Annotated in this window: 16 protein-coding genes and 1 pseudogene; 5 read left to right on the top strand and 12 right to left on the bottom strand. The window is 65.2% G+C overall.

Annotation, left to right across the window (positions count from 1 at the left end):
- Positions 1 to 136: 136 nt before the first annotated feature.
- The 10 genes from LAJ19_RS16150 to LAJ19_RS16100 form a co-directional block, all read right to left on the bottom strand.
- On the bottom strand, positions 137 to 487 hold the full coding sequence (locus LAJ19_RS16150; protein WP_225523892.1) for a GNAT family N-acetyltransferase: 351 nt from the start codon (positions 485 to 487) through the stop codon (positions 137 to 139).
- 523 nt (positions 488 to 1,010) lie between these two features.
- The gene (locus tag LAJ19_RS16145; RefSeq protein ID WP_225523891.1) at positions 1,011 to 2,381 is read right to left on the bottom strand and encodes an RtcB family protein; all 1,371 of its coding nucleotides are present in this window, start codon (positions 2,379 to 2,381) and stop codon (positions 1,011 to 1,013) included.
- 503 nt (positions 2,382 to 2,884) lie between these two features.
- Complete coding sequence (locus LAJ19_RS16140) at positions 2,885 to 3,454, bottom strand: hypothetical protein (RefSeq protein ID WP_225523890.1); 570 nt, start codon at positions 3,452 to 3,454, stop codon at positions 2,885 to 2,887.
- A gap of 522 nt (positions 3,455 to 3,976) precedes the next feature.
- Positions 3,977 to 4,822 (bottom strand): proline iminopeptidase-family hydrolase, encoded by an 846-nt coding sequence (locus tag LAJ19_RS16135; protein ID WP_225523995.1) that lies wholly within the window; start codon positions 4,820 to 4,822, stop codon positions 3,977 to 3,979.
- A 228-nt stretch (positions 4,823 to 5,050) separates the two neighbouring features.
- Positions 5,051 to 6,934: a M14 family zinc carboxypeptidase gene (locus LAJ19_RS21860; protein ID WP_285892311.1), complete on the bottom strand. Its 1,884-nt coding sequence runs from the start codon at positions 6,932 to 6,934 to the stop codon at positions 5,051 to 5,053.
- 80 nt (positions 6,935 to 7,014) lie between these two features.
- Positions 7,015 to 7,884: an ABC transporter permease gene (locus LAJ19_RS16120; RefSeq protein ID WP_225523888.1), complete on the bottom strand. Its 870-nt coding sequence runs from the start codon at positions 7,882 to 7,884 to the stop codon at positions 7,015 to 7,017.
- Position 7,885: 1 nt separating this feature from the next.
- On the bottom strand, positions 7,886 to 8,809 hold the full coding sequence (locus LAJ19_RS16115) for an ABC transporter permease (protein ID WP_225523887.1): 924 nt from the start codon (positions 8,807 to 8,809) through the stop codon (positions 7,886 to 7,888).
- Between the two features lie 6 nt (positions 8,810 to 8,815).
- Positions 8,816 to 10,324 (bottom strand): ABC transporter substrate-binding protein, encoded by a 1,509-nt coding sequence (locus tag LAJ19_RS16110; RefSeq protein ID WP_225523886.1) that lies wholly within the window; start codon positions 10,322 to 10,324, stop codon positions 8,816 to 8,818.
- A gap of 891 nt (positions 10,325 to 11,215) precedes the next feature.
- Positions 11,216 to 12,595 carry an APC family permease gene (locus tag LAJ19_RS16105; protein ID WP_225523885.1) on the bottom strand — a complete coding sequence of 460 codons (1,380 nt, stop codon included), beginning with the start codon at positions 12,593 to 12,595 and terminating at the stop codon, positions 11,216 to 11,218.
- Positions 12,592 to 13,506 (bottom strand): acetamidase/formamidase family protein, encoded by a 915-nt coding sequence (locus tag LAJ19_RS16100; RefSeq protein ID WP_225523884.1) that lies wholly within the window; start codon positions 13,504 to 13,506, stop codon positions 12,592 to 12,594. The genes LAJ19_RS16105 and LAJ19_RS16100 overlap by 4 nt, the downstream gene beginning before the upstream one ends.
- A gap of 359 nt (positions 13,507 to 13,865) precedes the next feature.
- Between LAJ19_RS16100 and LAJ19_RS16095 the strand changes: the two genes are divergently transcribed.
- The 3 genes from LAJ19_RS16095 (at position 13,866) to LAJ19_RS16085 (ending at position 17,010) form a co-directional block, all read left to right on the top strand.
- Positions 13,866 to 14,333 (top strand): Lrp/AsnC family transcriptional regulator, encoded by a 468-nt coding sequence (locus LAJ19_RS16095; RefSeq protein WP_225523883.1) that lies wholly within the window; start codon positions 13,866 to 13,868, stop codon positions 14,331 to 14,333.
- Positions 14,334 to 14,552: 219 nt separating this feature from the next.
- Positions 14,553 to 15,872 carry a glutamine synthetase family protein gene (locus LAJ19_RS16090; protein ID WP_225523882.1) on the top strand — a complete coding sequence of 440 codons (1,320 nt, stop codon included), beginning with the start codon at positions 14,553 to 14,555 and terminating at the stop codon, positions 15,870 to 15,872.
- Between the two features lies 1 nt (position 15,873).
- Positions 15,874 to 17,010, top strand: a complete 1,137-nt coding sequence (locus tag LAJ19_RS16085) for an amidohydrolase family protein (RefSeq protein WP_225523881.1) — start codon at positions 15,874 to 15,876, stop codon at positions 17,008 to 17,010.
- A gap of 176 nt (positions 17,011 to 17,186) precedes the next feature.
- On the opposite strand, the gene LAJ19_RS16080 is transcribed toward LAJ19_RS16085, so the two are convergent.
- The gene (locus tag LAJ19_RS16080; RefSeq protein ID WP_225523880.1) at positions 17,187 to 17,582 is read right to left on the bottom strand and encodes an OsmC family protein; all 396 of its coding nucleotides are present in this window, start codon (positions 17,580 to 17,582) and stop codon (positions 17,187 to 17,189) included.
- A gap of 513 nt (positions 17,583 to 18,095) precedes the next feature.
- On the opposite strand from LAJ19_RS16080, the gene LAJ19_RS16075 reads away from it, so the two are divergent.
- Both LAJ19_RS16075 and LAJ19_RS16065 read left to right on the top strand, forming a co-directional pair.
- The gene (locus tag LAJ19_RS16075) at positions 18,096 to 18,842 is read left to right on the top strand and encodes an IS5 family transposase (RefSeq protein WP_225523993.1); all 747 of its coding nucleotides are present in this window, start codon (positions 18,096 to 18,098) and stop codon (positions 18,840 to 18,842) included.
- Positions 18,843 to 18,897: 55 nt separating this feature from the next.
- Positions 18,898 to 20,069, top strand: a pseudogene (locus LAJ19_RS16065) (IS3 family transposase).
- Between the two features lie 95 nt (positions 20,070 to 20,164).
- On the opposite strand, the gene LAJ19_RS16060 reads toward LAJ19_RS16065, so the two are convergent.
- Entirely contained in the window at positions 20,165 to 20,461 is a 297-nt protein-coding gene (locus LAJ19_RS16060; protein WP_225523879.1) for an immunity protein TriTu family protein, read from the bottom strand.
- Between the last annotated feature and the right edge of the window lie 186 nt (positions 20,462 to 20,647).

The following is a 20,647-nucleotide window of genomic DNA, read 5'->3' as shown; positions in this document are numbered from 1 at the left end:
CCTCGTTCTGCCACTGCTCCACCTCATAGCCCTGGATGAATAGCCGCTTCTCCAGCGGCCGGAACCGTTCGAAATCCCAGGTGCTCAGGTCCAGGTGCGCGCCCCAGGACTGCCATGCGTTGCGGAATCCGGCCCTCTAGAAGAAGGTCAGGTCGGTGAAGTCCTCACGCGTCACCCCTAGCAACTGTGGGTAGCCCACAGGACACACGGCCAGCAGAGCGAGGTAAAGCGGAGTGAATGCCTGCGGGTCTCCCGCAAGATCCAGGCGGAGGGCGTCGGGGGCACTATCGCCAAAAGGCGCGAGTGACGCCGTGGCAACGACGTCCTTGTCTCTCAGGGCGACCAGGCGCCGGCGCGCTGGATCGGTGCTCTCACGGAAGTGCTCCGGACGGTAGGTCCACTGCCCGAGGACGCTTGCGGTATGGAGCTGGGCCACGACGTCCGCATCGTGCAGTTGGAAGGGTCGGATGTCGAGATCTGGGGTCACCCGGGCATGGTGTCAGCAAGGGCACGACCGGCGCGAATTCGGAGGTTAGGTGAAATAGCCTACTGCTCAGCCCCCTTGATGCACCGATGGCGGGTCAAGCGCCTGCCGTTCACGCGCCTGCATGCCAGCGGGAGCATCAAGCGAACTGCTCCACAAAACTGCTCCGGACTTACTCAGATCAATACCCTCTTCGGGCCTGGCCCCGGCGAGCCACAGCGTCCAGCCCCGCTCCTCCAGGGCCTGGCAGAGCGACCCGGGGACGTCAGGAGGCAGCAGCCAGCCGCGGTAGACGCGCCGTCCATGTTCGCCTCGAGATCCAGCCGGGCCGCCGGCAGCGCCCGCCGCTGCGCCGCCCGGCGCACGGCCGGCAAACGGTCAGGCAGGGTGCAGCAGCAGGCCAGCAGGGGACCGCGAAGGCTGTTGGCGCCAGGGTGGGCCCTCAGGGCCGCTACGCCCTGGTGCCCCACAGACGGCTCCTCACACTGAAGCTGGCGTGCACCGGGGCAAACGCACACACGTCCGGTCAGCCCTTGACGGTCAGGAGGGGACGGAGTTCAGCCACGGACCGCGCCATCCCGGCCTCGTTCAGGGTCTCGATGACCGGACCGATCTCCTTGTACGCAAAGGGCGCCTCCTCTTTCAGCTCTGCGAGCTTGCGCTGCCGGATGTCCTGACGGGCCCTTTTCCAATCCAGCGGCGTCACGACACGGAAGTCCTCAAGGAACTGCGCGAACGCCTGATCGTCCCCGTCCATGGCTCCGCCCCGGGTGCGTTGCCGCCCGGCACCGTGACTGGCACTCCACAGCGCCTCCGTGTTTTCCCGGCCGGCCAGGACGAAACTGCTGGCACCCATCGACCCGGGCACCAGGACAGGCTCCCCGGTAGAGGCGAACGCGGTGTTCTGCAGGTCGCCGAAGCCCCTGGCCGGGGTCGCTCCCTTGCGGTGAATCCAGCGGTCCTCCCTGGGCCAGATGAAGGTATGGGCCGCGTCGTAGAGCAGGGGAAAGTCAAGTTCACGGGTCAACCCCTCCAGCGCGCCCTTGACCATCAGGGCCAGCCAGAGCCGGTTGACGGCCGCGAAATGAGCCGCGGTCTGCAGCACGTTCAGGGCGTCTCCGAACGCCTGCGGCGCCTCAGCGTGCACGAGGGGGCACAACGCACCGGCCGGCGCGCCTTTGCTCCACGCGTCTCGCGCCAGGCGCTGCGCCATCTGGCCGGCGAAGTGCCCGACCCCCAAAGCGCCGCTGTGAATCATCACGCTCACCATCCCTTTCTTCAGTCCCCACTGGTGGGCCGCCACCGGGTCCAGAATCCGGTGCACCACCTGAATTTCAGCGAAGTGGTTGCCTCCACCCAGGGAGCCACTCTGGCTGTCGGACGTCACGTCATGCGGCGCGCCGATCCAGTCGCGCAGGCCGTAAAGCTGGGGCACCTGGCGCCGCGCGGCGGGGTCGCCGTGGTCGAGTTCGCGTTGCCAGTCCTGACGGCGCAACTCGGCCCAGAGACCACCCTGACCGGGCACCTGCAGCAGGCCACTGACGCCTTCAAGCAGGACCGCCTGACGCTGGACGCCCGTCAGGGCGATCTGCCGCCGGCCTTCAAAGAACAGGGCGCGCAGCTGGTGTTCCAGGGCGTCCAGGTGAGGTTCGAGCGCATCATGGGTCAGTGAGGTCAGGTGCAGGCGCATGCCACAGCCCACGTCGTGGCCGACCGCTGCGGGAGGGATGAACCCGCCGGTCTGCATGACGGTCCCGACGGGGATGCCAGCACCTTTATGAAAGTCGGGCGTGACGGCCACACGCTCAATGCGGGCCGGTAAATCAGAATCCTCAAGGGCGCGTTGAATATCGAGGACCTTCAGGAGTTCGTTGACCGCACGCGCCTCAAGAGGCACCCGCGTATTGGCGAACAGGGAGGCAGGAAACGCGTGGGCGTGCTGAAGGCACAGCCGGGTGTCGCTGACGCGGGTTCATCGTGGATGAGACATGAGGTCCTTTTCGGGTAGTACGGGAAGCACAGGTCGGGGCCGCACATGCACGGATCTCATGTGCGGGACTGAACCGCCGCAGCAGCCTTCCAGGCAGGGTGCACTGAAGCTACGGGACCTGCCCGCTGGCCCGCATCCGCCGGATGGCCAGCGGCGTCGCCCTGTCCTTCACAGAGAAGCACGAGCCTCGTGGACCGTCATGGGCCCTCTGTGAAAGGCCCTCAGACCGCTCCTGGCGGTTCGTGAACGCGGGACGACCCGTGAGGACACCCCCCGCCTCGCACGGACCGGCCGGAAGGAGAGGTGCGTCCACGAGGGCTTCTTCTGAAGCTCAGCCGCTCGTGGACACGGCCCGGATTGTCATTGCGTGCCGCCAGCAGCCCCAGAGAAGCAGGTGGGCTCCCGGCGCCTCAGGTCGCGGCGAATCCAGCGTCACTGTCCGCCAGGGTTTTGACCTGCTGGAACGCCTCTGATTCCGGCGTCCAGTCTGCTCCCAGCAGCTCCAGCGGCGTACCTCCCCCCAGGCGGCGCCGCGGTCGCGTCCACCAGCGCCTCACGCCCGCTTCGGTCAGCGTGCCCTGCAACCGCTCGCACACCCCCGTCACCGCCGCCAGACGCGCGCCGGCCTCCACCGTCAGCAGCGTCCCTGACGGAAGCCCCAACTGCGTGACAAGCGCGTCCCCCAGTGTGAGCCGGACCGTGTCCGCAGGCAGCACGAACCCGCTCAGGGCGACCAGCATGGTTTCCGCGTCTTCCTCGGACACCGGTTCCGGCGCGTGCCCGTCAGGCGCGGCAGCCACGTCATCCGGGACTGCCTGGCCCACCTCTTCGGGCTTCACCGGCATGGTCGGGGTGGCCACGTACGCTTCCAACACCCCGACCACCAGCGCTTCCACGGTGCAGGCCAGCTCCTGAGCGCGGACCGTCAGCGCCTCCAGGAGGTCTGCACGCACCTGCACGGATACGATTGCGTCAGCCATGCCTCAGCCTACGCGCTGCGGAAGCAGGGCTGAGTTCAAAGGCACACCGGCCCGTGCACTCCCGGGGTCACACCTCGGCGGCGGTCTTCTGACTCTCCGGAGGAGCTCTGCGGCGGCCCGTGCGCTCTTCGCGCACCATGACGGGCGCAAACGCCTGACGCTGCTGACCGTCGTGCTATGCGCGGCCGCGCGACGTTTGGACGGCCGCCTCGCGCAGGAGCTCACGTTCCCGGCGGACAGTGACGCCCCCTCACGACCCCGCCGCACCCGTCTCAGGGATGTCAAGGCCATCGAAACGCGCAACGAGAACCGGGGGGAACTTGATGGCCGTGATCCTGACCGCCTGTCTCGCCTTGTGGTTCTGAGGGCCAGGGCCGGCTCAGCGGCCATCTGCTGTGAATGTCCCGGTGTTCGATGACAGTTGGGAGCTCAGCCCTGGTCACGACTGCCGCAAGGGATCTCATGGACGCCCCAGATTTTCTTCTGTGCGGTGATTCATCTCTGCTTCCATGACCTGACGATTCAAAGAAGGTCATCTCCAGCAGGGCGGGTGAGAAACGCCGAGACGACGTGCAGGAAATCTGCAGTCTGCTCAAGATGCACACAGTGCGTGCCCCCGTCAAGCACGCTGACGTGTCCATGGGTGACCCTGTCGGCGTACCGCTTGAGTGTCTCAGGCCGGGCTTCGTCATGGCTGCCACACGTGAAGAGCACGGGGCAACGGAGCGTCTCGAGCACACCGGAGCGGTCGACCCCGGCCAGAGTCCCAGTCTGGGAAAACTCTGCAGGGCCCCACATCAGGTGATACGCGGGAGAGACGGCCATCTCTTCGGCGGCGGCCAGCAACAATGGAGGCCAGGGGTCAAGATTGCAGAAATGGGTCCGATAAAAATAGGTTTCTGCCGCCTGGTAGGCCGGGTCATGGGCCGGTTTGCAGATGTCGGTCTGGTAAGGCTCCGGCAGGGCGGCGATCAGCGCGGCCATGTCGCTCATCCAATCAGGCGTGGCCACCAGAGGGCTGGCCAGCACCAGCGCACTGGCAGAGTGCGGGTGGTGACGCTGGTGTTCAAGCGCCAGAAGCGCACCGAATGAGTGACCCAACAGGACAATTGAGGTGATCTGCAAATGGTCGAGCAACGTCTGGAGATCCGCAGCGAATCCACTCAGCGTGAGCGCCGCCTCAGCCACCTGCCGGGTCGAACGCCCGCACCCCAGCTGATCGTAGAAGACGACTGTCGCCATGTCGGCCAGAGCACTCAGTGGGTGCAGGTAATCACTGGGACATCCCGGACCCCCATGCAGAACAATTACTGCGGGACGAGCTTCAGGACCAGGATGAATGCGGTACCACAACCGACCGTGTTCCACGGGGCACCAACCGTCCCGGGGCGTGCGGGACCGCGCACTGACGTCGTTCTTCACGATCAACCTCAATCTGCTTCTGAATGAAGCCTCTTGGCGTGGCACCCGACTGGGCCGCCACGCCACTGTTCCAGCGTGCTCTGCCGGCCCGGACACTCAAGGCACGTGAGCCCCCTCAAGGCTGCAGCGCTGCGCCCCGGATGCCAAAGAAGGGCGCAGGGACGGACCTCGAGCCTATTCCGGGCGCGCTGATCCGTCAGGCGCAGGCTCGTTGAACGTGCCGTGGAGACCGTGCTGAAAATGCGTGACCGCCGCCTTGCAAACGCTCAGGTGCGCCTGGATCCACAATTCGAACCGGGCACCGTAGACGGTTTCGTCCGGCGCTTCCGTGATGACTGTCAGGGGGCACAGCGCCGCTGGTTGCTCGGTCAGAATGAAGGGAAGGCCACCAATCACCTCATAGTGAGGCGTCAGGACGTGCGCTGTACTGGCCCGCAACGCCGCTTGTGTGTGCTGCACCACCCCAGCGACCGCCTGGAGGTCGAGCGCGATCGCTTCGGCCAAGCGCCGAGCCGCTTCAGCGTGGCCTGGCCAGTACCAGACAATCGTGACGAAACCAGCGGGCAACGCCCAGGATTCAAACCCGTGGGGGGCGTAGCCGCTGTACGGCCGGACCCACTCGTGCGCAGGATACCCGTGCAGGTTGAGGTGCAGGCCGGCGCCGACCTGATCCTGAGCCCAGGCGCGTGCCCCGGCTTCCCAGCGGCGGTCGCCCTGCCGCAGGCGCCACTCCAGGTCGTCTCCCAGTGACGTGTAGCGGGCGGCGTGATGCATATGGTCGGGCGCCACCTGAATCAACGCCTGGTGCAGCAAAGCCCCGTCCGGGTTTTCCAGTGGAAGCAGCGCGAAGTTCAGGGACGTCTCCACCAGCTGGGGCAGAAAGTTGAGGGCCGCCACGGGACCGGTGGCTTCGTTGGCGTGCTGGCCGGCAGTGACCAGGACGCCCCCAGGGCGGTCACCGTCCTTGCGCAGGACCACCGGGACAGGGCGGCCGTCCACACTGTGTGCCGGTACGTGCCATTCCAGACGGTGCTCGTCCGCGAGGGCACGGGCGTGCGCCCAGGTCCGGCTGGGGGGCGCCGGGCGGTCGAGCAGGACCGTCCCGGGGGTGCCCCCGGGCGGTGGCCTGACCAGGGCGTCACGGTGCGCCTGAGGAGGTCTGGCCCACTCGGTCAGGATGACCCGTGCCCACCCGTCCTGACCGGAAACCGCATGAGCCACCGGGACGATCCGGCCAGGCGTCAGGGTCCGGGTGCCGGCCGGCATCGAGGCGTGACGCTTGAGGGCGTCCACGGTCCCAAAGTACACCTCTTCGGTCAGCGCTTCAGTCATGCTGATCCGCTCGTCAAGCACATCGAGCGCCAGGTCCGGTTCGGACAGTTGCAGGGTGACCGCCAGGTTCTTGAAGACGAGCCCGTCGGCCCTGCGGTCTGCGAGACCAAGGACGGTCGGTAGCACCGTCTCCACATACCAGTCCCAGAAGGCCTCGCCGTCGGTCGGCAACCGCTGATCAGACAGCTCGGTTGAACCGGCCCGGACGGTGAGCCACCCCGTCGGGCTCAGCACGGAACGTCCGTCCGGGGCCTGCCGCTGGGCCAGGGGTGTGAAGCAGCGGCCGGACCAGAGTTCCTGCTCACCTCGCCACAACGTCGCGTGGTAGTAGGGCTGACCAGTCGGCCCCGGGAGAAACTCGGCCTTGAGCCTGGCCCGTTCGAAGACGGCCGCGAGTGGGTACGCTTCTTGCAGGAAGCGGCCAAACGGCGCCTCGGACAGGACCGGGTAGGTCAAGGTGATTCGGTCGGCCTGAGCCCGGCGCCAGAGCGGCTGGACTTCTTCCGTCATCCAGAAGTAGGCGGTTTTGTAGGCGCTGCGGATCCGCGCCGTGCGTCCTGGACCACCCTGCTGCAGGACGAGCTTCCGCAGCGCCGTGCGGCTCTCCAGAGATTCGGACACGTACGCCAGGACGTGATGCGCCGACGCACCCAGGTCAAGGGAGGCGAGCTGCGCGAGCAACCGGTGTCCCTCCCAGGGGAAGTGCTGCTCCCAGGTGTGCGCCACGCCGGTTCTTCCCGGGCGGCCACGCTGGTGGGCAGGCTGTTCGGGCGGCGCAGGGGATTCAGCGGGGGAACCTGACATCGTCATGTGTGCCTGCCTTGAGGGTCGAGATGATCGCGGAGCCAGTCGCCCAGCAGGTTGAACCCGAGTACCGTCAGGGTGATGGCCACGCCGGGGAACACCGACACCCACCAGGCGCTCTGCAGGTAGGTGCGGCCATCGGCCAGCATCCCGCCCCACGAGGGCACCTGCGGGTCTACCCCCAGGCCGAGGAAGGTCAGCCCGGATTCCAGGAGAATGTTGTTGGCGATGTTCAGGGTGGCCAGCACAATGACCGGGCCAAGGGCATTGGGCACGATATGGCGGAAGATCAGACGGCTGTTGCTGGCGCCCAGGGCGTTGGCAGCTTGAACGTACTCCCGCTCCCGTAAGGCCAGGACCTGTCCGCGCACCAGCCGGGTGTACTGGGCCCACTGGGATGCCACCATGACGGCAATCAGTTTCCACAGGCCGGGGCCAAGAATGGCAATCACCGTCATGGCCAGCAGAATGAATGGAAACGCCAGCTGAATGTCCGCGAGCCGCATCAGGAACGCGTCCAGCCGTCCGCGGTAGAACCCCGCGAACAGGCCGAGCAGGATGCCGATGACGGCCGAGAGTGAGACCGACACGATGCCGACCAGCAGGGAGATGCGCCCGCCGTACACCACCCGCGCCAGAACGTCCCGGCCGATCGGGTCAGTGCCAAGAGGATGCGTGCCTGAGAAGGTGGGAGGGCTTAACCGCGCTGTGAGATCCATCGTGTCTGTGCCCGCCGGGAACAGGAGATGCGCGAAAAGGACAGCGGCCAGGACACCGCCCGTGAGCACAAGGCCGATCACCAGGTCGGGCGTCCACTGCCGGAAGGCCTTCCGGGTCCGGGTGGGTGGGGTGGCAGGGGCAAGGTCAGTCATGTCACTCCAGGCGCACGCGAGGATCGAAGAGCCCGTAGGACAGGTCGACCAGGAGGTTCACCAGCACAACGAGGATGGCGAGGACGGTGACTGTGCCCTGAAGCACCGGATAATCCCGGTTCGAGATGGCGTGCAGAGCGAGGGAACCCAGCCCCGGCCAGGCGAACACCTGCTCGACGATCACCACCCCGCCGATCAGTCCGCCGAATTGCAGGCCGATGTAGGTGACGATGGGGATCGCGGTGTTGCGCAGGGCGTGCTTGTACAGCACGGTCCGCTCGCTCAGGCCCTTGCTGCGCGCCACGGTCACGTACTGGCTGCCCAGCACGTCAAGCAGCGCGGCGCGCAGCAGGCGGACCGTCGTGGAGGTCAGGATCAGGCCCAGGGTCAAGCTGGGCAGGATGAGGGACGCGGCACCCTCATACCCGGAGACGGGCAGCCAGCGCAGCGTCACCCCGAAAATCAGGGCGAGCATGATGCCCAGCCAGAAGTTGGGGAACGAGAGCCCCAGCAGGGAGACAAACCGCACCGCCTGGTCTGCCCCACTGCCTTTATGCACCGCCGCGTGGATCGCCAGCGGCAGGGAGAGCGCCACCGAGAGCCCGAGTGAGCACAGCGCGAGCAGGAGGGTGGGGGGCATCGCCTGGGCAATCAGGGTCCGCACCGGGGTCTCACCCCGGAAGCTGGTGCCCAGGTCCCCCCTCAGGACGCCGGAGAGAAAATCCCAGTACTGCACCAGAAAGGGTCGGTCCAGCCCCATGGCCCGGCGGATCTCCCGGAGTTGCTCCTCTGTGGGGGCTGAAGCGCCCTGAAACTGGGCCACAGCGGGGTCTCCGGAAAACCGGAGCATGACGGCCACCACCAGCGTGACGAACACCACGACCAGGACAGCCTGGAAGAATTGGGAGACCAGGTACCGTGCCACGGGCCGTCACTTCACACTGACCGTGTTCAGGTGCAGCAGGCTGTCACTGGGCGCCTGGAACCCCTGCACGCGCTTACTGACTCCCCACAGGTCCTGCTGGTTGTACAGCGGAATGTCGATGGCCTCGTCATGGGTGAATTTGGCAATACTGCGCAGGATCACCTGGCGCTGTGCCTGGTCGCTGAGTTTGTGCTGCTTGTCCAGAAGGGCGTCCAGCTCTTTGCTGGTGTAGTCCGGGTTCCAGAACTGCTTGCTGTGGTAGAGCAGGTACGCCGTATTGTCAAAATCAAAGGTCCAACCGCCCCATCCCATCTGGTAGGCGTTGCTGGTTTTGTTTTTCGGGATGATGTCGCTATAGAAGGTATTGGTCTCGTAGGTTTTCAGTTCAGGTTTCAGGCCCACGGCCTGGAAAAACCCGGCGATGGCCTGCGCCACCTCCCGGAACACGGCGTCCGTTCCGATGAAGTCGATGCCGATCGGCGTGCCCGGCTTGATGCCGGCCTCTGCCAGCAGCGCCTTGGCTTTGACAGGGTCGTACGGGTAGGACTTGAGCGCCGGGTCGTAGCCAAACGACTGCGAGGATTGCAGCGAGGCAATCGGGCTTGCGTAGCCCTGCAGGATGCTCTTGATGATGGCGTTCGTGTCCACCGCGTGGTTGAGGGCCCTGCGAACCCGGACATCACTGGTGGGGCCGTGAGTGACATTAAAGCGCAGCGCCTGAACTGTGGGGCTCGCCACGGCCTGGAGCGTGAGTTTGGTATTGCTCTTGACCGTTGCGGCCTGGGCGACCGGAATGGCGGTAGCGATGTCCACGCGTCCCGCCTGAAGTTCGGCCACACGGGTGGCTGGCTCTTCGATAAACCGGAAGTTCAGATTCGCCACTTTCGGCTTTCCGCCCCAGTACTCTGCAAACGCCTGAAGCTTAATAGATTCACCGTTTTTGTAGGACACGAACCTGAACGGTCCGGTCCCCACGGGGTGCGTGTCAAAGTAGGCGCCGCCTTTTTCCTTGATGTACTTCGGCGGAACAATCATGGCCCCGTAGCCGGCCAGCTTGGTCAACAGGACAGGATCCGCCTGAGCGAGGATGAAATCGACCGTGTACGGGTCAACGACTTTCACCTGTTTGATCGAGGTGTAATTGGCCTGTTGAGGACCCTTCTTGCCCTCGGCACCCAGCAGGCGGTCGAAGCTGAACTTGACCGCAGCGGCGTTGAACGGCTCGCCGTTATGGAACTTGACGCCTTTTCTGAGCGTGAAGCGCAGGGTCTTGTTGCCGTTCAGGTAGGTCCACTTGGTCGCCAGCCCCGGCTGGAGCTTCAGGTCCGCGCTGCGGATGATCAGACCGTCGTAGATGTTATGCGCGACCGTGCCCCAGGCCACCAGAAACGTGTCGATGGGATCCCAGTTCTGAGGGTCCTGCGCGGTGGCGACCGTCAGTGTGCCACTTTGAGCCAATGTGGAGCCCACAGTTCCAAGCAGCGCGGTCAGCAAGAAAGCGTTCAGTCGTTTCATAGCGTCCTCCATGGTGGCCGTGCGGGGCAGGCCGGTGGGTGGGGCCGTCTCAGGCGTCGGGTGCGGCAGGCGCCGTACCGGGGAACCGGCGGGGCCAGAGGTGGTCGGCGGACCGCCCACCGTCCGCGCAGACAGTGATGAAGCGACCGGCGCCGGGGCAGGCAAGCGGAGTGGGCGGGTCTGGGAGCACCGTGGGCGTGGTCATGTGGACGTCTCCTCCTGGGCCGGGCAACGGCGGACACACTTTCTAGGAAGCAACTCCATGCTCTGGCCAGGCGGGTCCAGGGGTCTCCGGAGCCCGGCTGGGCCATCAACCTGCCGGTACGCGTCCGGCGGTTGCGGTTGAGTGTGGAGTTGCGGCGAATGTAACTCAAAATTCCCAGGATCACAAGACTTGGAACAAAACATGCCTGACTTAGGCGTATAGGTGAATTTCTTTCCCTGTTGAGGTGGCGTTCCGTGGTGCCGGAGATGCATCGGTGGACACGCGCGTCTGCGTCCCCGTGGTGCTCTGCCCTCTGTTGTTGGACCTCATCTGTCTGTCCCGGGACGGACAAACGGCGTCACCCTGAGGGCCAACGATGGAGCTGGAATCAGCACACGCCGTCCCGGCCTGAAGGACACAGCTGTCATCAAGGTCCGGTCCGCTCCGGAAGAGGGCGCCTGTTCGGCAGGGACGCCCTCTTCCGGAGGCAGCCAAACAGCAGGCGGCCCACAAGTAGGGCCGCCCGCTGGAGTGATGTGCCTGAGTTCGACTGGGTCTTGACAAGTGTTCAGGCGCCTCGGGATGGCCTGGAGTCCGCTGGCGGGATCTGCAGGCCACAGGGAGTCGCGCACGGCGGGAAGGGAGCAGGTTCAGGGGTTGACTGGAACCGCCGGGTGTATCACTGGTCAGACCTCAAGGGTCGTCTGGCGCTGCAGGACCAGGGTGAGCACAAGGTAATACACCACGCCGATGGCGAGCCAGCTGAGGCCGAGTACCCAGGTGGCAGTGCCCATGGTGTACAGCACATACGCGATGATCGCGAACCCGAGCCCAGGAAACACGAGGTGGTTGAGGTAATCACGCGACCGCTGGCGAACCAGGAAGTGGTACATCACGCTGAAGTGCAGAAACAGGAAGCCGGTGAGCGCACCGAAGTTCACGAAGCTGGTCAGGGTGCCGACGTTGTTCATGAAGCCCAGCGCCACCACGATCGAGATGGCCACAACAACGAGGATGCTCACGTAGGGGGTCTTGAAGGTCGGGTGAACGCGGGCCAGCGGGGCGGGCAGCTGCCGGTCACGGGCCATGGCATACAGGATGCGGCTGATGGCCGCCTGCGACACCAGGGAGTTCGCGACGCCCCACGCGATTGCGGTGGCCCAGGCGGTGACCTGGTACAGCCACTGGCCGCCGGCAACACTGGCCGCCTCGTAGAACGCGGTGTCGAGGGTCTTGAAGCTCAGCCCTTTGGACAGGTCCGCGGCCACCCAGGTCTGCAGGATGAAAATGCCGCCCATCAGGAAGAGGGCCGCGAGCGTGGCGCGTCCCACGCTGTTGCGGTTGCGGCTCTGGACTTCCTCGCTGAGGGTGCTGATCGCGTCGAAGCCCAGAAAGCTCAGCGCGCACACTGAAACGGCCGCGCCAATGATGGCGGGCGTGACGACACCCGGCTGATAGAGCGGCGCGAGGGTCAGCCCGCCGGCTCCGGCGCCGCCGTACAGGGCGCTGAGACCCACCACGAGGAACGTGACAAGCACGGCGAGTTCGAGCACCAGGAACACGCGGTTGGCGCGGGCGGTGAGTTCCACGCCGCGCAGGTTGATCACCGCGCCAATGGCGATGAAGCCGAGAATCCACGCGGCCTTGGGCACGGCCGGAAAGAGGGGGGCCAGGGCGGCGGCGCTGACGACATACAGCAGGGCAGGAATCAGGATGTAGTCCAGCAGGATCAGCCAGCCGGCGAAGAACCCAGCCGTCTGGTTGATGCCGCGCTGCGCGTAGGCGTAAACGCTGCCGCTGACGGGAAAATCGCGGGACATGGCGCGGTAGCTCATGGCGGTGAAGAACATGGCGATCATCCCCACGAGGTACGCGAGTGCGACCATGCCTTTGCTGGCGTCCATGACGTACCCGAAAATCCCGAACGGGGCAATCGGGACCATGAAGATCATGCCGTAGATCAGCAGGTCGCGGAACGACAGGGCACGTTTGAGTTCCTGGGTGTACCCGAAGGCCTCCACGCCGGCGTCGTCGGGGGTGACAGGAGAAACGTGCGGGCCGCTCACGCGGGCACTCCAGGCAGGGCCACGTTGAGCTGGCGGAGCACGTCAAGCGACAGTTCGAACCGGCAGGTCTTCAGGGGATCAACCACCTGGCTGATCTGCAGGTTGCCGGCGGCGCTGAGCAGACCGATGGCGTCGGCGCGGCTCAACTGCGCTTCGGTCTGCACAATGGCGCTCATGTGCTTGGTGGCGCGCGTGGCGGCCTCGTCCAGGGTGAGGGCGCTGGCAATGGTGTACAGGTGTTCATCGGTCACCACCATCGGCAGGGGCCAGCGGCACTGCTTGAGGACGGTGACGCGCAGGGTCACTTCGCCGGGGACTTCCAGGCCGCAGACGCTGACCTCACCGTCGCCCATTCCGGCGTGCAGGTCGCCGAGCGCGAGCAGAGCGCCGTCCACGTTGACGGGGAGGTAGAGGGTGCTGCCGGCGCGAATGACGGTGGTGTCCATGTTGCCGCCGTGGTCACCGGGGGTGCCGTTCGGGACAGGCTCGTCGGCGGGGGCCGTGCCAATTACGCCGATCATGGGGCGCAGCGGCAGGCGGACACCACTGACCGTGACGTGATCGCCGTCGATCGGGTAGACGCGCACCGCGGGCTCAGTGAGGCGGTCGCCTTCCACCCCCAGGTCCGGACCGGTGACCATGACGGCCTGTGAGCCGACGCGGATGTCGATGATCTCGATGGCAAGGGCGTCACCGGGCTCGGCGCCCTCGATGTGAACGGGTCCCGTGGCGGGGTTGATCCGGTTCCAGTCGAGCGCCGTGAACTGCGCCTGGGCATCCTGGATCTGGTCTTCGAAGCAGTCGCGCGTCTGGAAGACCAGCGTGCTGCCGCTGGGTGCCCGCAGAACGGGTGGGTTGGCGCGGTCCATGGCGTAGATCAGCTGGTCACGCGGCACTGTGAGTGTGGACATACAGGTCTCCTGGAACTGGGCCGCCAGGACCGGGTCCCGGGGCCTCGAGAAGGATGATCCCCTCGGTGAGGCGGGGTTTCGGGCGGACACATCGCGGTCTGAATTGCGGCGAATACTAACTCAGATTCACCAGAACCTCAAGATAAAGAACGAATCGTTCCGTATTGGTGGCCGGACGTGAGATTTCCTCTCTGAGAGGCCAGGGAAAAGATCTCAGCCTCGCGATCAATTCCGGTTGCGTTTCGGCGGCGTTAGTGTTAAAACATCACCAAAATAGCTCAATTTGTATCTAGAAATAACCGATTTCGACGGTTTGGTAACCGAAACGCCCGCCGCGACCTGCTGGCGAAGGAGTGCTTATGGACGACACCGACACGCAACTGCTGCGCCTGATGCAGCGGAACGCCGACACCAGCCACGCCGAGCTCGGCCGGCAGGTGGGCCTTTCCGCCACCGGCGTTCACAAACGCCTGAAGCGCCTGCGGGAAAGCGGCGTCATCAAACGCACCACCGTCGTGCTTGACCGCGCCAAACTCGGCCTGGACCTGATGTGCTTCCTGAAAGTCAACTTCAAAAACAACCTCGCCTCCCCCAACCCGGATGAACTCCATGAGGCCCTGCGCACCCTTCCGGAGGTCCTGGAGTGCTACACCCTCACCGGCACGAACGACGCCATCGTCAAGGTGGCTGTTCGGGACCACGTGGCGCTGCGCGAGTTCCTGAGACGCTTCAGCGAGGCGCAGGGCATCATCGACCGCGTGGAAACCTGCATTGTGCTGGAGGAACTGCGTGACGGCAACGACTACGCCGTTCGGGCCGACGAATGATCCGCCCGCCCAACAGCCTGCCTGAGAACAGGTTGAGCCGGGTGCCCCCTCTCGTCCCGGCACTCTGCCTGGCCCAGCGGCCCGACCGGCGCAGGGGACCAGCAGCGGCCACGGTAGTGCTCTGGGAGAGCCGCACGTGAACCCGGCCGGGACCCAGAGGTGGAGGGCCGCCCGGCCGGAATCCGGGCCGACCCCAGAGGGGCCCTGCGGGAGGACGCCATGAAGCTGCAGGACCTGCGCGGGGCCGGCGTCCAGTACGTGCGCATCGTCTGGTGTGACCACGCGAACCTGATCCGCGCCAAGGCCGCGCACATCCGGATGCTGGTCGACGGCCTGCCGGGCGGCGTGGGCATCGCCGCGGCGCAGCAGGCCCTGCCGGTCATGGCCGACGTGGTCGTCCCGGGCGCCGGGCTCGGCCCGGTCGGGGAGGTGCGGCTTGTCCCGGACTGGAGTACCCTCACCGTTCTGCCGTACGCCCCCAGGCAGGCGCAGGTGCTCGGGGACATGATGCTGAACGGTGAGCCCTGGGCCCACTGCCCGCGCGCGTTCCTGCGCGAGCAGATCCGCCGCGCCGCGCAGCGCGGCCTGAGTGTGAACGCGGCGTTCGAGAACGAATTCTTCCTGCTGCGCCGCACGCCGGGCGGCTACGAACCCGCCGACACGACCGTGTATGCCCACACCTCCGGCTTCAACCGGCACGCGGGCTTCATGCTTGACCTGACGGCGGCGCTCGAGGCGCAGGGGTTACAGCCGGAGTTCTACTACCCGGAAGCCGGCCCGGGCCAGCAGGAACTGTCCGTGCAGTACGCGAGTGCCCTGCGCGCCGCTGACCAGCAGATCACCTTCCGGGAAACGGCGCGCGGCGTCGCCGAGGCGCACGGTCTCGTCGCGTGCTTTCTGCCCAAACCTTTTGAGCAGGCTGCCGGAAGCGGGTGCCACATCAACCTCAGCCTCTGGGACGGCGGGCGCAACCTCCTGGCGGACCTGTCGGAACCGACCGGCATCAGCCGGCGCGGGCAGCAGTTCATCGCCGGCATCCTCACCCACCTGCCGGCCCTGTGCGCCCTGACCGTGCCCAGCCCGAACTCGTACCACCGCCTGCGCCCGCACTTCTGGGCCGGCGCGTACACGGCGTGGGGCTACGAAAACCGCGAGGCGGCCGTCCGCGTCAGCCGGAACGAGGCGGGATGCAGCCGCTTCGAACTGAAAACGGCGGACGCCAGCGCCAACCCCTACCTCGCGCTCGGCGCCATGATTGCCGCCGGGCTCGACGGCCTGGACCAGGCCCTGCCCCTCCCCCCCGAAGCGGAGGGAGACCCGGCCCTGATGACGGACGAGGCGCGGCGCACGCGCGGCATCACCCTGCTCCCCCAGAGCCTGCAGGCGGCCGTCGCGGCCCTCGAGGGCGACCGCGTCCTGCTGGGTGCCCTCGGGGCCGCGCGCGCCCAGGCGTACCTCGCGGTGCGCCGCGCGGAGTGGGCGGCGCTGCACGAACGGCCCATTCCTGAGCAACTCAGCCTGCTGGCGGAAAGGTACTGACATGACGCTGACCGAGATCCCCATCTACGACCACCACGCCCACGCCCTCCTGCACGAGCCCCTCTGGCGGGCTGGGCCCATCGAGCCGTATTTCACCGAAGCCACCGATCCGGACATCCTGACGCACTTTGCCCGCGACACCCTGTTTTTCCGGCGCTCCATCCGTGACCTCGCCGGGTACTACGGCTGCGCGCCCACGCCGGACGCCGTGCTCGAGGCGAGGCAGACCTACAGTTATCAGGCGCTCGCCACCGAGATGTTTCAGCGGGCCAACATCACCACCCTGCTGATCGACGACGGCATCTGGCCCGAGCGGCTGTGGAGCGTGCGCGAAAGTGCGCAGCGCCTGCCCTGCACCGTCGAGCGCGTGCTGCGTCTCGAGACGGAGGTGGCGCCCCTCATCGCCGGGCACGACAGCGCCGCGGCGCTGCTCCAGGCCTTCGAGACGCACCTGCGGGCCGCCGCACCATTCCTGGCCGGCCTGAAAAGCATCGCCGCGTACCGCACCGGACTGGACATCGCCCAGCACGAGCCGCGAGACGTAGAAACCTCGTTCAGCACCCTCAAACGCACCACGCCGGCCGGCCAGGTGCCGCGCCTGAACAGCAAGCCGCTGCTTGACGCCGTGTTGTGGACGGCGCTGCGCGTCGCGGCCGACACGGGCCTGCCCGTACAGTTCCACACCGGGTACGGTGACCCGGACCTCGACATGCGCCTCGCCAACCCCCTGCATCTGCGCGCGGTGCTCGACGCACCGGACCTCAAGGGCCTGAAGGTGGTGATGCTGCACTGCTACCCGTACCTGCGCGAGGCCGGGTACCTCGCGAGCGTCTACAGCGGCGCCTACCTCGACCTGGGGCTCACCATCCCGTACACCAGCGTGCACGCCATGCGCACCGCCGTGCATGAGGCGCTGCACCTGTCGCCGGTCACGAAGGTGCTGTTCAGCACGGACGCGCAGCGCACCCCGGAGATGTTCTGGCTCGCCGCGACCTGGGGCCGGCGCGTCATGGCCGAGGCGCTCAGCGCCACCGTGCAGGACGGTGACCTCAGCGCCACCGAATCGGAGTGGGCCGCCCGGCGCCTCCTGCACGACAACGCCCAGGCGCTCTACCCGAGCCCTCAGCCCAGGCCCTGAACCGCCGGTCTGAGCGCCAGCGGGTCAGCCGCCGTCCTCCAGACCCGTGTTCGACGAAGTGAGGGCCTTCAGGCCCGTGTGTCTTCAATAGCCTGCCCACGCCCCTGGGGGTTCAGCACACGCCGGGCCTCCGGGGTCTGGGCTGAACCGCAGCGCGACCGACAACCGCCCCGCTGTCAGGCGAGGCGAAAGTGAAGATCAACCGCCAGCCGCAAGGTGTTCGAAACGATACACGCGCGGTCTGCGATCTCAACCAGTTTTTCCAGCATCGCCCGGTCATCTGTATCGGCCGACACCAGCACATCGATGGCGCCGAAGCGTGCCGGCGCAGCGCTCAGGTGACCGGTAATGCTGAGCCGGACATTGTCTGTCGCCGCCCCGCGCGCCTGAATGGCGGCCAGCAGGTTGCTCAGAAAACAACCGCCCAGCGCGATCAGCACATGCTCACCGCCCATCATGCCGCGGTCCTCTCCTCCTTTGTCCAGGGGACGGTCAATCAACACGTGATGTGAACGGGCCGTACCCTGACCGGTGGTCCGGCCGACCTGAACAACCTGCACTTCAATGTCCATGATGCTCCTCCTGTGGAACCGCCCGGCAACGAACCGGTGAGGGGTCAAGGGTCTGGTACAGCCTGACTGGCCTGACTTGAGCAGGCGCCCTGATTCCTTCTGGACGGACCCTTAGCGCCATGAGCGCGTTTCACCTGCCCCGGGAAGCGATGACGGGCCGGCCGCCAGACGATATGTGCCTTATGCTGCCTCCTCAACATACCTTTAAATGGGCGGTGTGCTCCTTGACGACCTGAGGCGGGGAAGCGGCGTTCCCAGAAGGGCAACCACAACTGGAGCCGTAGGTCTGACTCAGGGGAGGCGACTTTCACGGCCTGCGCCGTGCGGGGCCTCAGGCGAGACGGCCGTTCCAGGCCCAGAAGCAGTGGGGCCAGGTCAAGGAACCTTGCTTCTGTCCCGGTACGTCTACAGCCGCATCTGCCGGTCAAGAGCCACCTTCGGGGAGGGTCCAGCCTGGTCCTAGGGCGTGTAGGCCAAGGGTAGGAACCGAAGGCAATGACGTATCTTTTCGTGCTGTGGCGCGAAGAAATCACGGATGAACAATGGGCACGTCTGGAGCCTCTCCTGCCACCTCTGGTGGGTCTTGGGCGTCCCTATCTGGCGCATCGCCCCGTCGTGAGTGGCATCGTCTGGGTTCTGCGCACAGGCGCGCCGTGGCGGGACGTCCCTGAACGCTTCGGGAAGTGGACGACCATTGCCAGCCGGTTTCGTCGTTGGACGGCCAAAGGTATCTGGCAGACGATTTGGGCAGAGTTGCAACGTCTGGCTGACATGCAGGGCCAGCTCGACTGGTCCATGCACTTCGTGGACGGCACCGTGGTGCGAGCACACCAATGTGCTGCCGGCGCACGAGGCGGTCAAGCCGATGAAGCGCTCGGACGATCACGCGGTGGATTCAGTACGAAGATTCATCTGCGTGCGGAAGGGCACGGCAAACCCATGGTCTTTGTTCTCAGCGGCGGGGAGCGACATGAGTCCAAATTCCTGCAGCCGTTGGTCGAAACTGGCGCTGTGAAGCGTGAAGGACGAGGACGACCACGAGTTCGCCCTGACCGTATCGTGGGCGACAAGGGCTATAGCTACACGACGACTCGGAAGTATCTGCACAGCCGTGGCATTCGGGTCACGATACCCAGGCGCAAAGATCAGGGGGACGATCTCTGTTTCGACGCGGTCGTGTACAAGGAACGGAACAAGGTCGAACGTCTGGTCAACCGACTCAAGCGCATTCGGCGCATCGCCACGTGCTATGACAAGTGAACTGGATAGAGTTTGGTGGAGGGTAAGTTCAGTGTGATCCACACTGGAGGACAGAATGTCCGTACCCAAGCAGAAATTCACCGCTGAGTTCAAACAAGAAGCCGTCCGGCTGGTCCGCACGACCGGAAAGAGTTGCGCCCAGATTGCCCGTGACCTTGGCGTTCCCCCTCACTACGTGGTCCGGTGGAAGCAGCAGCAGGACACCCAGACGGCCGCTGGCCGCCCAGCCTTCACCGGGCGGGGAATCCCCGCCCTTTCACCACAGGAGGCTCGACTCAAGGAACTGGAGCGGGAACTGGAAATTGCACGACAGGAACGGGATATTCTGAAAAAAGCACTGGCCTTCTTCGCGAAGCAGCCCTGATCTTCAAATTCATCGAGGGGCACCAGAACGAGTTCCCAGTGGAACTGATGTGCCGGGTTCTCGAGGTGGGCATCAGCGGGTACTACGCTTCGCGGGGAAGGCCGGAGAGCAAGAGGATCACAAAAGACCGCGTGCTGATCGAGAAAATCAGGACCAGCTTCGAGGAAAGCCGGGGAACATACGGGGCGCTGCGCATCCAAGCCGACCTGAAGGCACAGGGAGAGCAGGTCAGTCGTCAGCGGATCAGGCGGCTCATGCGACAAGCCCTGCTTGTCGCACGTGGGAAACGGAAGTTCCGTACGACGACCAAAACGAAATCTTCGCGTCCAGTCGCAGAAAACATTCTTGATCGGGCATTCACTGCGGATGCCCCGAACCAGAAGTGGGTCACGGATATGACGTACCTACCCACCCGTGATGGCTGGTTGTACTTGGCAACGGTCATGGACCTGTACTCGAGGAAAATTGTCGGCTGGGCGCTGAATGAGCGACTTCAGACGCCGCTGGTCACAGCGGCGTTGGAGATGGCCGTAGCGCGTCGGAAACCACCAGGCGGACTCCTGCATCACTCGGATCGAGGGAGCCAGTATACGAGCGATGTGTACCAGCAGGCGCTGGACAGACTGCAGGCCGTTCAGAGTATGAGCGAGGCGGGGGATTGTTGGGATAATGCTGTCCAGGAAAGCTTTTTTGCGACATTGAAGACGGAGATGGGGCTTGGTGAAGCGCAGTGGGACCGTGCCCAGACACGGACAGAGGTGTTCGAGTGGATTGAAGTGTTCTATAACCGTCGCCGTCGTCACTCGTCGTTGGGGTATCAGTCACCGACGGCCTTCGAGGAGCAGGCTTACATCCTGAACTGAGGCTCCACCAAACCCTTGACAGATCAAAGCGAGCCGCGAGCTATCAATGCTGGTTGACATTAGCCGCTGTCCTGCTCTGGCTCTAACCTGACCCATCATGGCTTGAATAGCTGAATGATGGGGCTGAATATCTCGTCAAAGTTGCTGTTGTGCACCTGAATCCGATCAAGAACCACAGGTGTATTTGATGCCGTTGAGACGGCATGGATTTCTGCTTCCTGCAGGCTAAACCAGATGCCAATCGTGGCGATCACCGTGTCGGATTCCAGGTCGAATACGATGTCAGGATCCATGCCGAGACCATCACCTTGGATGATCTTGGCCTTGACTCCGTGTGTGATCAGGCCTTGTTTTGACGTGTTCAGCCAATGTTGGAGTTCATCGAGGTCCATAGCTACCGATGAGCGTATTTCATGCTCTCCTTGGCCGACACGCCCTAGGCCCTTCCCTGGTGAAGCACCTCCAGAAGTACGGGGGCGCCACCATCTGCTCACCTGTGCCGGGTGCAGGGGTGGGTGCAGATGCGACGCCGCTGCCGGCAGGTCGTGCCCAATGCGGACTGCTGCGCCCCTTCTGGA

The sequence above is a fragment of the Deinococcus taeanensis genome (assembly GCF_020229735.1).
GTDB lineage: Bacteria > Deinococcota > Deinococci > Deinococcales > Deinococcaceae > Deinococcus > Deinococcus taeanensis.
This window is presented reverse-complemented; position numbering and strand designations above follow the sequence as displayed.

What these genes read in the sequence shown, in the direction of transcription:
- LAJ19_RS16140 (WP_225523890.1), bottom strand. Translation starts at nt 3,454, where the DNA reads ATGGCTGACGCAATCGTATCCGTGCAGGTGCGTGCAGACCTCCTGGAG.
- LAJ19_RS16120 (WP_225523888.1), bottom strand. Translation starts at nt 7,884, where the DNA reads ATGACTGACCTTGCCCCTGCCACCCCACCCACCCGGACCCGGAAGGCC.
- LAJ19_RS16110 (WP_225523886.1), bottom strand. Translation starts at nt 10,324, where the DNA reads ATGAAACGACTGAACGCTTTCTTGCTGACCGCGCTGCTTGGAACTGTG.
- LAJ19_RS16100 (WP_225523884.1), bottom strand. Translation starts at nt 13,506, where the DNA reads ATGTCCACACTCACAGTGCCGCGTGACCAGCTGATCTACGCCATGGAC.
- LAJ19_RS16095 (WP_225523883.1), top strand. Translation starts at nt 13,866, where the DNA reads ATGGACGACACCGACACGCAACTGCTGCGCCTGATGCAGCGGAACGCC.
- LAJ19_RS16090 (WP_225523882.1), top strand. Translation starts at nt 14,553, where the DNA reads ATGAAGCTGCAGGACCTGCGCGGGGCCGGCGTCCAGTACGTGCGCATC.
- LAJ19_RS16085 (WP_225523881.1), top strand. Translation starts at nt 15,874, where the DNA reads ATGACGCTGACCGAGATCCCCATCTACGACCACCACGCCCACGCCCTC.
- LAJ19_RS16080 (WP_225523880.1), bottom strand. Translation starts at nt 17,582, where the DNA reads ATGGACATTGAAGTGCAGGTTGTTCAGGTCGGCCGGACCACCGGTCAG.
- LAJ19_RS16060 (WP_225523879.1), bottom strand. Translation starts at nt 20,461, where the DNA reads ATGGACCTCGATGAACTCCAACATTGGCTGAACACGTCAAAACAAGGC.